The following is an 11288-nucleotide window of genomic DNA, read 5'->3' as shown; positions in this document are numbered from 1 at the left end:
CATGTTAGCACTCAGTTACGAGACCCGGTACATATATACGCGGCCATTGGTTTTTTCAGGCTCCCAATCTGGGAATGGGTACACTCCGGAGATCACCCTGCTGCCCGGCTTCATCTCTGCTTGAATCTTCTTTCGCAGCCTCTCCATGTAAATTGGCACCATATATATGGTAAGGATGTCCGCATCTTTGATATCAGCATCCCAGAGATTCGTTCCATGAACCGAAATAGAGGTTAAACCCTGAATTCTAGCGCGCAGCCGAGTGTACCAAAGAAGGATTGGATTAATCTCAAATCCGATACACCGCGCTCCTCTTTTTGCCCCCGCGATAAGAATTCGCCCATCTCCGGAGCCTAGGTCTAGCAGCAGCTCTCCTGGTTGAATATTAGCAAGGTCCATCATGCACTTAACGGTTGACTCAGCTGAGGGGATCGGTGCAGCGCCCGCAAATATCGCAACTATCGTGAATACAAGGTAAACCACGAGCAGCACCCAAAGAAAAACAATTAGGATAGCAAAACTTAGTGCGCCCATTACAATAGTATAGCGTAAGTAAGCACCTGACTCCATGTCAGCGATCGGCCTCTGAAGAGGCACGGCACCGCTTGGAAAATGCAGCACCGCGTGAGAAATATGGAGCGGGAGACGAGACTCGAACCCGCGACCCTCAGCTTGGAAGGCTGATGCTCTAGCCAACTGAGCTACTCCCGCTCAAGTAACTCCTCGTTCCTGGGTGGGAAGAGGCGTTAATTCAACGGCAACAGTTAGTCGCGTTCGATATTTGGATTGAACACCAAAACGCGATAAAATGCAACGCTCTAGCCGTAGGGCAATTGCGCCCAATTTTTAGGGCTCGCCAAACACCTTGAAATAACTACACACTAAGGTTTCTTTAGCTAAGGGCCTAACATATGAAGAGTTATCAAAGAAAAGTTGGATTACTCGATCTTCTGACCTCCTCAATCCTCGATAAAGAGGGAACGATGCGGCATCTGCTTGTCGAGCGCCCCTATCCTCCCTACATCATCTCATCCTGCCTGGCGCTCTTCTCTGTTCTAGTATTGCCCTCTCTTATTTACCAATACCAAAACGAGCTTCCAACCCCCGAGGGAAGTTTAATATATGCGCTCCTAACAACACTTGCGATAAGCTTTGTTTTTTTTGTCATCTCTACAACCATTATGTTGCGAATATTAGGCATCTCTGCCGCAATTATTAAGGTAATCGCTGCAATTATGTATTCGTTAGTTGCAGCTATCCCTATTATGCTTGGATATTATATCGCAAATTATGCCATTAATGGCGAGCTTACGATCCTCTCCTTTCTCTGCACCGGCCAAATATCGGAGGGAGACTGGCTGACCGGGCTCTTTCCTTTATTGATCTACACCGCGATGGCGCTCGGTTTCTTGGTGTTTGTCGGAGCTATTCGTGCCATTGGAAAAACCCCTACCATAACTGCTTATCTGCTGGCGCTGCTGTGTATACCACTTCTGATCGGATCGTTTATAGTTGGCATTACCTGCGCTGAGGCGCTCTATCCGGATACGTCGCTCCGTATTGGAACGTTCTTCTCATCGTTATTCGAGGTGTCTTAGCTAGACGCTACGCTAAAGCCATTATCCAACGCTGCGATAGTAAGTTCTAGCGCCTCTCCCTCATGTGCAGCGGAGACGAATCCAGCTTCAAACGCAGAGGGGGCAAAGTATACACCCTGATCAAGCATTGCGTGAAAAAATCGCTTAAATGCCTCTTTATCAGTTGCGAGGGTATCTCGAAATGAGGCCACGGGGCGGTCGCTAAAAAAGAACCCAAACATAGTTCCCAGCGCTTGCGCCTGCAGTGGAACGCCGTGCTTCTCGGCGCTGCTGCGCAGCGCCTCTATTAGCTGCGCTGTTATTGCAGCGGTCCTTTCGAATACTCCGGGCTTCTGCCATTCACGCAGCGTTGCAAGCCCCGCAACCATCGCAAGAGGATTCCCTGAGAGGGTTCCGGCCTGATACACTGGCCCTAAGGGTGCCAAGTATTCCATAATCTCTCGACGCCCACCAAACGCCCCAACCGGCAACCCCCCTCCGATAACTTTTCCTAGCATCGTCAGATCTGGCTTTATCCCGTAAAGAGCTTGAGCACCCCCGAGGTGCACCCTGAATCCACTCATAACCTCATCAAAGATTAAGAGTGCGCCATGTTTTTCCGTAATACTTCTTAAGCCCTGGAGAAACTCTATCTGCGGAACGAGTAGCCCACAGTTGCCGACTACTGGCTCTAGAATAACCGCTGCGATCTGATCTCCGCACTCACTAAAAATTTGCTCGACCGAGCTGAGGTTATTAAATTGAGCGACGAGGGTATCTGCAACCGCTGCTGCTGGAACCCCTGCACAATCGGGCAGCCCGAGGGTTAATATGCCGGAGCCCGCTTTGGCTAGTAGGGTGTCGGCGTGTCCGTGGTAACACCCCTCGAATTTTATGATTTTACTGCGGTTTGTGAAACCACGCGCCAATCGAATAACGGCCATTCCGGCCTCGGTACCGGAGTTAACAAAGCGCAACATCTCCAGTGAGGGGAATAGCCCTTTAACAACCTCAGCTAACTCGCTCTCACGCTCATGACATGCGCCGTAGCTTGTACCGAGCTGCGCCTGTTGATGCAACACTTCAACTACTGCCGGGTGGGCGTGCCCAAGAACGAGCGGGCCCCAACTATTTATATAGTCGACGTAGCGATTTCCATCGACGTCGAACAGGAAAGGACCTTTGCCATATTTGACGATAAATGGATCTGACCCAACAGAGCGGAATGCCCGTACTGGTGAGTTAACACCACCTGGAAAATGGGTCTTCGCTTTTGCGAATATCTCTGCTGAGCGGGTACGTTGCATTTAAGGCTGTTGTTCAGCAACAATTGGATCGGAGCCGAGTATAAACTCCTTCCCGTCTGAGATGCCGTCGCTATCTGAGTCAATCAGTTTAGGGTTGCTGCCAACTACGATCTCCAGATCGTCACGCAACCCATCATCATCAGAGTCCATATTGGCAGGGTCTGAGCCATGCTCCTGCTCGTAGCTGTCGCTCAATCCATCTTTATCACTATCTGGATAGTTATCGCCTGCATCCTGCGGATCTCCTCCGGAGAGTCGCTCAGCTCCATCGCTACGACCATCACCATCGCTATCGAGTGATTCTGGATCGCTGCCCTGTTTTGCTTCATCCGCGTTACTAATTCCATCTAGGTCCGAATCGTTACCACGAACCCGTTGATCAAGTTCGGTACGAACTACCGCTCCTGGCACCGACATTGAATCATCAGAGGAGGAACCGGAGCTCTCCTCAAGTAGATCTGAAAATCCATCGCCATCTGAGTCGCCCCAAGGGCTCGTAGCATCCCTGTTGAAGGCCTGTCCGAGCCAGTTAGTTCCTGATGTTTTAGATGTTCCATCAGCAATGCCGGAACCGGCGTTATCGGGAGCATCAATCTGCGCAAGCTGTGCGAGTAAGTCGCCATCCTTTCCTATAGAGGCGCTGAGAGGCAGTATGCCTGAAATCTCCGTTGTTGTTGCTGTTACAGTTATAGTGATACTTCCAGTTGCAGTTACAGTTGCAGTTGGGGTTACACTCGCGGTGCTCGATGCTGTAGCTGCCGCGGTTCCGGTTCCGGTTCCGGTTACGGTCCCAACTCCTTTTACCTGGCTTCCTATGGCATAGTCCTCCTGACACGCATCAGTACCACTCACCACTATGGCCACCGAGAACATCGCCAGCACTCCTGCAATCTTTTCTAAGATATATTTGCTCAACATATAGTGGTGACCTCTCTAACTTCGTTCTGTCTTTGACCGCTAGGATACTCTGCCCGTGGCTTTCAAAAAAGGGGGTGCTTTACCCATCAGGAAACTTTCTAAGGGCCAAGGGGGCCCCAACACCGCCCCTAGACCATATATTTAGTGAGTTGGGTATGTTGTGGTGGCTAGGGAGGATGCGAAGTTCACGAGCGCTTCGATTCCGTCGAGATTATGGCCCTTTGAGTGGTATCCTACCGCTCCGTACTCCTCTGCTGTACGTGAGAGTTCTGGCAGTCTAACGTTACTTGTAGCCACTACGGTGGCCCCTGTATTTGATAACTGCCTGAGCAGCTCGAGGGCGCTTGAAACCATATGCAGATCTAACAGCACGACCGAGGGCTCCCATGAGGCTGAGAGCTCCAGCGCTTGGCAGGGGTTCGTTGCGAGCTTACACTCTACCTTGAATTCCGGATGGTACATCTCAGTGAACTCCTGGATCTGCGCAAAGTGATCGAGATGATCATCAACGACAAGGAGCTTTATCTCCCTGCGAAGTCCGGCTCTAACCGGCTTATCCGTTGAAATGATCGTCATCTAAAGTTCCTCGTAATCTCGACCAAAAAAAGAGCGACTCTCTCTTTCTATAGAGTTTATCGACAGGGGGGCTAATAAGCTAAATGTCGCTTTTTTGGCACCTGAAAATAATTAAAATACATTTTAGACTTGTCGATTCTATTCTTTTTGCATATGGTACGACCATGATCAGCATCCAAAGGATATCGCTATGAAAAACAAGACTCGTAAACAGACTAGACAGGCCGATGATGAACTATCACCTGAAGCCTCAAGCTACCAGTCCAGCACCCTTGCCCCAGTTCAGCGGCAAACACTTGAATTTCTTAGGAATTTTCTTGCAGAGCATGGCTATGCTCCACCTCTAAAGGCGATCGCTGATTTTATCGGGGTGAAGTCCCCATCAACCGCTCATTTTCACCTAGAGCGCCTTGAGAACAAGGGTTTTATTCGCAGGGGAGCCGAAGGGCTGCTTGAGTTGCTCGATCGTGTCACCCCTGAGTTAGGGCCAAGCGCCGTACCTTTAGTAGGGGTAATCGCCGCTGGACGGCCAATTGAGGCTATAGAGCAGGCTACTACGATAGAGATCCCCCCCAGCATGATCAATGGTCGTGGCGAGGTGTATTGCCTTGAGGTAAGTGGAGATTCCATGATCGATGAGCATATCTGCGACCGAGACGTTGTAGTAATCAAAAAACAGTCTGCTGCAGAGGATGGGCAGATAGTAGTTGCGCTGCTGGAGGATGGGAGCGCAACTCTTAAGCGTTATCGCCGATTGAAGAACGGTCAAGTTATGCTAATCCCGGCAAACCCGACCATGCAACCGATTACGGTCGATAAGGTTACGATTCAGGGTCGTCTGATCGGCGTGATTCGAGAGCTTAACTAAATTATTGTCGTTATGTAATGAACGTGTTGGAGTAGGTGTTAAATTTATGAATACAACTGTTAAGGAGAAAGAGATGGAACTATACGCGAGAGATGGAGAGACATCGGGTGCTAGCAGCGAAAAGGGCAAGGCACTTTCAACAGCGATCTCACAACTAGAAAAGAAGTATGGCAAGGGCGCCATTATGAATCTGGGGACCTCCATGAACACGGAGATAGAGTCTCATTCAACAGGCAGCCTTTCGCTCGACATCGCCCTCGGTATCGGTGGACTTCCAAAGGGCAGGATATGCGAGATATACGGACCTGAATCCTCAGGAAAAACAACCCTTGCTCTTAGCGCTGCCGCAGAGGTTCAGCGCGCTGGTGGAACCGTAGTCTATATCGACGCTGAGCATGCTCTCGATGTTAATTACGCAAAGCGCCTTGGTGTAGACACCTCTAAGTTGCTTGTTAGCCAACCAGATTCCGGTGAACAGGCGCTTGATATCTGTGAAGCGATCGTTTCCTCTAATGCAGTTGACCTAATAGTGATCGATTCAGTCGCGGCCCTTGTGCCGCGCGCTGAGATAGATGGCGAGATGGAAGATCAACAGCCCGGTCTTCAGGCGCGCCTTATGAGTAAGGCGCTGCGCAAGCTAACTGCAATCACTGCCAAGTCCAATACAACCATTATCTTCATAAACCAGATCCGCATAAAGATAGGGGTAATGTTCGGCAGTCCAGAGACTACCTCTGGGGGTAATGCACTTAAGTTCTACGCCTCAGTTCGTCTAGATGTTAGGCGTATTGGGTCGATCAAGGACGCAGAGAACGTAATCGGCAACCGCGTTCGTGTTAAGGTCGTTAAAAACAAGATGGCCCCACCGTTCCGTGAAGCGGAGTTCGATCTCCTTTTCAACGAGGGTGTAAGTTTATTGGGTGAGATCGTAGACATCGGATCTGACAAGGGGATCGTTGATAAGGCGGGCGCCTGGTTCAGCTTCCGCGGGGAGCGAATGGGCCAAGGTAGGGAGGGTGCTAAGCAGTTTCTGCGTGAGAACCCAGAGATGGCCAAGCAGATCCGCGCCCTCGTCATGGACTCCGTAGCAACTGCTGCTGACGCGGCATCAACTGCGAATACTCCTGCTCTACCAGAGGATGGCGAGGAGACGCAGACGGAGAGGTCCCCACGTTCACGCAAGAAGCTAGCGGCTAATAGCTAGGGCGCGCTCCTTGGCTGTGCTGCTGCTGCCCTGTGCACCTAGCTGCCCTGTGCACCTACGGTGCAACTGCTGTCCTGTGCACCTACGGTGCAACTGCTGCCCCGTGCACCTACTGTGCACGGGGCTTTGCTGTAATGGTACAACTACCCGCAATTGGCCATAGTTATCCCTATAAGGTAACGTTCCTTTTGAGTTAGGCCTTGAGTATAACTCAGCTCCTGTGGAAGTATGGGGGATGCCTGTTCTCTCATACTCACCTGCTTAGGTGTATGGTAGAATGGGGTCGTGTCTCTAGCTCTCTACTAGCTGTGCCTACTAGTTGTGGTTGTCCCTTATGTTCCTACGTGCCTCAGCGGAGATATTTCCGCGCATTCATCAGATCTCACTCGGTGCTAGCTGTCGGTACGCCATCGTAGCTGATGACGGCTTACTTACCCTAACCGATCCTGGTGCCACGTCGCATATCGGTGCTCTTGAGCAACGCCTCAAACGAAGCGGTTTTTCGCTCTCCATGGTCAATAAGGTCCTAATCACACACCTCGATGCTGACCGAGTAGCGGGTATTGGGCTTCTGCGTCGCCTGAATCCAGCGCTACAGGTATTTGGCAGCTCCGCCATGCATTTTGCTCTTAAAAATATCGAGTTTGTCAAAGAGATCTGGGAGCAGGACGCCGTAATCAGCTCCTGGTTTCCTCAAGACCTTGGGCCAGGTCTCTTACCGTTTGCTGAGTTTCGTGACGCTTTGCGGATCGACAAAAGCCTAGTCGAGTCAGATACCGTGACGCTTGGTGCCGAGATCGCTCTGCGCACCATCTCAACCCCCGGACATAGATCGCACTCGCTATCATACCTCGTAGTGCCACATGAGTTCCTGATCACCGATGAAACCTTCGGCTACTATAACGGTCGACAGCTTGCTGCTCCAGGAGCGGACGATTCCCTAGCTGCATCAATAGAATCGATTAATAAGTTTAAGAACCTAGAGATCTCTGGGATAGGTTTTTCGTATGGGGGCTCAATAACCGGCGCTTTAGTTCGTAAGCACCTAGATATGATACTTCAAAATACTCAAGATCTGATCGATGAGGTCAAGAAGGCCAAGGCTGCCGGTGTGCCGGATACGGAGATGCGCGCTCAGATTCGAGAGGCTTTTTACGCCCCGATACTACGCGACCCATGCCTGATTAATAGTCTAGATAAGAGCTTTGAGGCTGTCTGGCGGCAGAGCAGTGCCACTTCCTAATACGCGAGCTACTGTTTCTCCTCTACTCTGTACCCCAGTTTAATTTAACCCATATCATGGCGTGGTCTGAAGCCTGTTTAGGTTCATAAACTACCCCTGACTCATAACGTCCCTCGCTGGTCGAGCTCTGCCACGCATAGGATAAACTCTCTGAGGGCATTAATATATCATCCAGCCACGAGAACTCCCCTTTATATACGAAGGTTCCGGGCAACGATTGCACGGATTGATTGCTCGTTAAAACGCTAAAGAGCCGTTTGGGATTCTCCTCTCCCACCTGACAAATCGGCACGCCGCGCTTACTTAATCGACATCCCCCAGCATTTTGAAAGTTAGCAAGTGTGAGTGAGCCCTCCAGTATGCGCGCACTCGCAACATCGAAATTACTATTTCTATCACCGAGCAGAAGCAGTATCGATTCGCTCGAAGCGAAGGCCTTCTGATGTCGCACCTCAACGATACGGCGCATCGCCTCAGCCATCTCCATGCGATATGTCTCCCACTCAAGGCCGGTAGGATCTCCCTGCCCACCCCGTTTGGATTTCAGATGAAAGTTGACGATAGAGACGGTTTTTGTAACTTCGCCGCCCCTTGATCGCACCAAAAGCTGCACCTCAAGCGGGGCGCGCAAGAAGGGTCTTGGCCGTTGCTTTGCAACTAGCTTTGGCAGCTCAATGCGGGCATAGGAGAGGGTACTGCCGATAATCGCGCGGTCCTCGGCAACAAGAAATCCTAGCGTCATGCCCCCTTCGGCTGGTGGGCTGACTCGGATTTGATAAGTTCGATTGGCAACCTTACGCAATCGATCTACAAGGGGTTGCAGGGCTGCCTCAGCCGCCGCTGTATTAACACCGAGAACCTCCTGCACTCCGATTACATCGCACTTTACCGAGAGGAAGCGTTGAACTAGGTCCTCGATCTTCTCCTCGTGCTGGCGCTCTGTGTACTTTATATTCTTCTGCTTAGTTGCTGCGAATGTACCAAGGAGCTTAAGGTTCTGGCTGCAGACGGTCAACTCATGCTGTCCACGGGTGTCTGCTCCCAGATCCGGCTTGAGAGCCGGCTTCCTCTTAGTATCAGCATGCTCGGCCCCCTTGCTCTCTACCTGACCCTGTTCGCCTGCCCCCTCCTCTGCGCTAGCAACCGGCAGGGCAAGGGCACTTATCACTGCAGCAACTACAAGCACCCCTACCCTACCCAGGTAGCTTAATGCTGCTATGTCAATTAATCTGAAACACCGCATGCCTTTACCCTCCATGAACGGCGATTCTGCTGCGCCTGAGCTTCAAAGTTAGATTCAAGTGGCCCTCCTCCGTTCCTTGCATTCTCCAAACGTACAAGCGCCAACCGTCCTATTAAGATAGCATCTACTATATCCTGATGCTTAGAGAGATCTGTCAATCCCATCTGTGCTAGGGGTTGTGCGTAGAGGTATTCGACGGTCCTTAGCGCCGCCAACTTGACTTCAGCTCGCAGCGTCTGCTTGCCGCGTAGCCCCATCACCTCATACTGTACCGTTCGGGGGTTTATGCGCCCCGGCACAATCACCCCGCGTGCTCTGGCGAGGGATTCAAAGAGCCCGCGCACTTGCTCTACTTTAATGGCGTTATGAGGGTCGCGCATCGTAGTGGGGGCCTCACACACCAGAACATCCTCTTCTCCAAGCCCTAGACCCTCAAGAACCCGGCCGATATCACCCTGCAGTTTTTCGAGCCGCAGTGCCATGGATATCGATGGGCCCAAACCCCGTAGCTTACCAACGGATAGAAGCACCCCCCCCGCTACCGAAAAGAGCGCCCATCCTGAACAGGTTAAGCTTGGGTCAACGGCCATTAGATGTCGGTATGGGGGCATGCCTGGATAATACGCTGTGATGGGCTAACCCGCTATACTGACAATTGATCTTGGCAATAGATCTTAGCAATATATCGAGTACTCTCAGGGATGTTACCGTATGGTGCCGTTCACTAGGGTGGCTTTGAGCGGGTGGACAGTCCCACGGTGCGCTGGTATAAACCTGCGAAGTTACGGTTTATGAAGGATCAAGCAGCGATGGAGCAGGAGTTACTCACTGAACTTTATAGCAAGATGTTGCGCATTCGCCGCTTCGAGGAGGAGGCTGCGCGCCTCTATACCGAGAAGAAGATCGGTGGATTTCTTCACCTCTACATTGGCCAGGAGGCCGTAGCGGTAGGGGCGCTCTCTGTACTAACTGAGCGCGATTACGTTATGACGGCCTACCGTTGTCACGGACACTTCCTTGCTCGTGGCGGCTCGCCCCGCGCAGGTATGGCTGAGTTAATGGGCAAAGAGACCGGCTGCGCCAAGGGTCGCGGTGGTTCGATGCATTTTTACGACGTTGCGCGCCGCTTTATGGGAGGCTGGGGTATAGTTGGAGCTCAAATTCCGGTTGCCGCAGGACTCGCCTTTGCAGAGAAGTACCTAGGTAGCGACGGTATCGCGATCTGCTTTCTAGGTGATGGCGCTATCAATATCGGCTCATTCCATGAGGGCTTGGCACTTGCATCCCTCTGGGAGATCCCTGTTATCTACGTGATCGAAAACAATTACTTTGCGATGGGCACGCCGCTTGAGAAAACAGCAGCAACGGACGATCTCTCAATTCGTGCGCTAGCCTATCCGATGGCCCGTGATACCGTTGATGGACACGATGTGTTCGCCGTTAGGTCGTGTATTCATGCCGCTGCAAAACGGGCACGCGAGCAGAAGCTTCCAACGTTAATTGAAGCCAAGACCTACCGCTATCGTGGTCACTCAATGGCCGATCCAGCCAAGTACAGAACGCAGCAGGACGTTGATTCCTGGAAGTCCAAGGACCCTATCAAGGTTCTCGGTGAGAAGATGGATGCGCTTGGAATGCTATCGCTACGTGAGCAGATCGACCTGCAGATCGAGGATGAGATCCAGGATGCCGTCAAATTCGCCGAAGAGTCGCCGTTCCCAGCCCCAGAAACCGCTTTGGATTATATCTATGCCTAACGCCATGCTTAATGATACCCAGTCCCAACCAGCAGTTCGTGAGATCCAGATCCGTGATGCCTTGCAGGAGGCGATGACAGAGGAGATGGTTCGTGATGAGCGCGTATTCCTTGTCGGTGAGGAGGTCGGTGATTATAACGGCGCTTATAAGTGCTCAAAGGGCATGCTGGCACAGTTCGGCCCTAAGCGTGTGATCGACGCTCCAATTGCAGAGAACGGCTTTGCTGGTATCGGCATAGGTGCTGCCATGGCGGGGCTCCGTCCGATAGTCGAGTTTATGACCTTTAACTTCTCACTGTGCGCTATTGACCAGATCCTAAATACAGCTGCGAAATCACGCCTGATGTCGGGTGGGCAGATCTCTTGTCCGATCGTATTCCGCGGAGCAGGCGGGGCGGCCTTTCAGCTTGGAGCTCAGCACACCAACTCATTTGAGCATTTCTATGCCTATACTCCTGGATTAATCGTTCTTGCACCTGCAACCCCCTACGATATGAAGGGGCTGCTTAAGAGCGCTATCCGAGATGATAATCCGGTTGTCTTTTTTGAGTCGGAGCTTACCTACGGCAAGCGTGGCCCCGTTCCTGAGGGTGAG

Annotated in this window: 12 protein-coding genes and 1 tRNA gene; 6 read left to right on the top strand and 7 right to left on the bottom strand. The window is 51.6% G+C overall.

The genetic code is table 11. The annotated features are described in order from the left end of the window. Positions 1 to 15 precede the first annotated feature (15 nt). Positions 16 to 597: a hypothetical protein gene (locus NTV65_09160; GenBank protein ID MCX6115363.1), complete on the bottom strand. Its 582-nt coding sequence runs from the start codon at positions 595 to 597 to the stop codon at positions 16 to 18. A 37-nt stretch (positions 598 to 634) separates the two neighbouring features. Further along, positions 635 to 711 (bottom strand) — tRNA-Gly (locus NTV65_09155). Positions 712 to 911: 200 nt separating this feature from the next. On the opposite strand from NTV65_09155, the gene NTV65_09150 reads away from it, so the two are divergent. Next, complete coding sequence (locus NTV65_09150) at positions 912 to 1598, top strand: hypothetical protein (GenBank protein ID MCX6115362.1); 687 nt, start codon at positions 912 to 914, stop codon at positions 1596 to 1598. Here the strand turns inward: NTV65_09150 and hemL are convergent. The 3 genes from hemL to NTV65_09135 all read right to left on the bottom strand — a co-directional run bounded on the left by hemL (position 1595) and on the right by NTV65_09135 (position 4378). After that, positions 1595 to 2884: a glutamate-1-semialdehyde 2,1-aminomutase gene (hemL, locus tag NTV65_09145; protein MCX6115361.1), complete on the bottom strand. Its 1290-nt coding sequence runs from the start codon at positions 2882 to 2884 to the stop codon at positions 1595 to 1597. The two genes, NTV65_09150 and hemL, sit on opposite strands and share 4 nt — an antisense overlap. After that, positions 2885 to 3802, bottom strand: coding sequence for a hypothetical protein (locus NTV65_09140; GenBank protein ID MCX6115360.1), 918 nt, complete (start codon positions 3800 to 3802; stop codon positions 2885 to 2887). Positions 3803 to 3943: 141 nt separating this feature from the next. Beyond that, positions 3944 to 4378, bottom strand: coding sequence for a hypothetical protein (locus NTV65_09135; GenBank protein ID MCX6115359.1), 435 nt, complete (start codon positions 4376 to 4378; stop codon positions 3944 to 3946). Between the two features lie 190 nt (positions 4379 to 4568). Between NTV65_09135 and lexA the strand changes: the two genes are divergently transcribed. The 3 genes from lexA to NTV65_09120 all read left to right on the top strand — a co-directional run bounded on the left by lexA (position 4569) and on the right by NTV65_09120 (position 7693). Beyond that, a complete protein-coding gene (gene lexA / locus NTV65_09130; protein ID MCX6115358.1) occupies positions 4569 to 5246 on the top strand; it encodes a transcriptional repressor LexA in 678 nt (225 codons plus the stop codon). 73 nt (positions 5247 to 5319) lie between these two features. Further along, complete coding sequence (gene recA, locus NTV65_09125; protein ID MCX6115357.1) at positions 5320 to 6450, top strand: recombinase RecA; 1131 nt, start codon at positions 5320 to 5322, stop codon at positions 6448 to 6450. A 334-nt stretch (positions 6451 to 6784) separates the two neighbouring features. Next, positions 6785 to 7693 (top strand): MBL fold metallo-hydrolase, encoded by a 909-nt coding sequence (locus tag NTV65_09120; GenBank protein ID MCX6115356.1) that lies wholly within the window; start codon positions 6785 to 6787, stop codon positions 7691 to 7693. 22 nt (positions 7694 to 7715) lie between these two features. On the opposite strand, the gene NTV65_09115 is transcribed toward NTV65_09120, so the two are convergent. Together NTV65_09115 and NTV65_09110 are read right to left on the bottom strand one after the other, a co-directional pair. After that, complete coding sequence (locus NTV65_09115; protein ID MCX6115355.1) at positions 7716 to 8936, bottom strand: hypothetical protein; 1221 nt, start codon at positions 8934 to 8936, stop codon at positions 7716 to 7718. Continuing rightward, positions 8918 to 9526 carry a hypothetical protein gene (locus tag NTV65_09110; GenBank protein ID MCX6115354.1) on the bottom strand — a complete coding sequence of 203 codons (609 nt, stop codon included), beginning with the start codon at positions 9524 to 9526 and terminating at the stop codon, positions 8918 to 8920. Before NTV65_09110 ends, NTV65_09115 begins: the two co-directional genes overlap by 19 nt. A gap of 201 nt (positions 9527 to 9727) precedes the next feature. On the opposite strand from NTV65_09110, the gene pdhA reads away from it, so the two are divergent. Next, complete coding sequence (gene pdhA, locus NTV65_09105; protein ID MCX6115353.1) at positions 9728 to 10693, top strand: pyruvate dehydrogenase (acetyl-transferring) E1 component subunit alpha; 966 nt, start codon at positions 9728 to 9730, stop codon at positions 10691 to 10693. Beyond that, on the top strand, positions 10686 to 11288 hold a 603-nt coding region (locus NTV65_09100), incomplete at its 3' end, for an alpha-ketoacid dehydrogenase subunit beta (protein ID MCX6115352.1). The genes pdhA and NTV65_09100, both read left to right, overlap by 8 nt.

Source organism: Pseudomonadota bacterium (assembly GCA_026390555.1).
GTDB lineage: Bacteria > Bdellovibrionota_C > UBA2361 > UBA2361 > OMII01 > OMII01.
The sequence above is the reverse complement of the archived record's forward strand: the minus strand, read 5'-3'. Positions and strand labels throughout refer to the sequence as shown.